The sequence below is a fragment of the Rhizobium sp. PDO1-076 genome, assembly GCF_000247475.1.
Lineage (GTDB): Bacteria > Pseudomonadota > Alphaproteobacteria > Rhizobiales > Rhizobiaceae > Allorhizobium.
Genome location: NZ_AHZC01000313.1, coordinates 1 through 981, shown reverse-complemented (window position 1 = coordinate 981; position 981 = coordinate 1). Strand labels below are relative to the sequence as shown.

Here is a 981-nt window from a genome sequence, read left to right as displayed (position 1 = left end):
CTCGCTGATGGCTCTCAACATGCTGATCAAGGGCCTTGTCGCTCTCTCGATGTAAAAAGGTAATCGCCATGAGCAAGACCCATCCTGCCGATCTCGATGCGATGGACGCGCGCCGGCTGATCGGCCAGCGCCGCCTGTCGCCGGTCGAACTGGCCGAGGCCTGTATCGAGCGCGTCACGCAGCTCAATCCTACGGTGAATGCCGTTGTGGCGCAGGATTTCGACCGTGTTCTTGCCGAGGCACGCCATGCCGAGCACAGCGTGATGCGCCATGAGGTGCTCGGTCCGCTGCATGGCTTGCCTTTCGGCGTCAAGGACATGATCGATGTCCAGGGCCTGCCGACCACCTTCGGCTCTGAAATCTTTCGAGACAATATTGCCGTCAAGGACGATGCTATCGTTGCCGCCATGCGCCGGGCCGGCGGCATTCCCCTCGGCAAAACAAACAATCCGGACTGGAGCGCCGGCGGCAATACCCGCAATGCCGTCTATGGCGTCACGGCCAATCCTCACGACACGACCAAAAGTGCCGCCGGCTCATCCGGCGGTTCGGCAGCCCTTCTGGCGGCCCGCATGGCACCTTTGGCCACGGGTTCGGATACGGGCGGCAGCCTGCGCAACCCCGCAGCCTTCTGCGGTGTTGTCGGTTTCCGCCCTTCGCCCGGCGTTGTTCCCGGTGATACGCGCGCCATGGCGCTGTTGCATCTGTCGACCAGCGGGCCGATGGGTCGCAGCGTCGCCGATGTGGCGCTGATGCTGTCGGTCATGGCGCGACCCGATCGGCTCGACCCCTATACGGTGGTCGTGGACGGGCAGACGCCGTGGCAGGCCGACCGCTTCGGCCAGGGCCGGCGGCCGGATCTGGCAACGCTTCGGATCGCCGTGACCGAGGATTTCGGCTTTGCGCCGACGTCGAGTATCATCCGCGAGGCTTTCGGCCGGGTGGTGGCGCGGCTGTCCGACCATCTCGGCAGGGTCGAGG

The 981-nt window shown here is 65.0% G+C and carries 1 protein-coding gene; it reads left to right on the top strand.

The features are described 5' to 3' along the window. Window positions 1-68: 68 nt before the first annotated feature. A partial coding sequence (locus PDO_RS15820) for an amidase (RefSeq protein ID WP_007603894.1) occupies window positions 69-981 on the top strand: 913 nt, incomplete at its 3' end.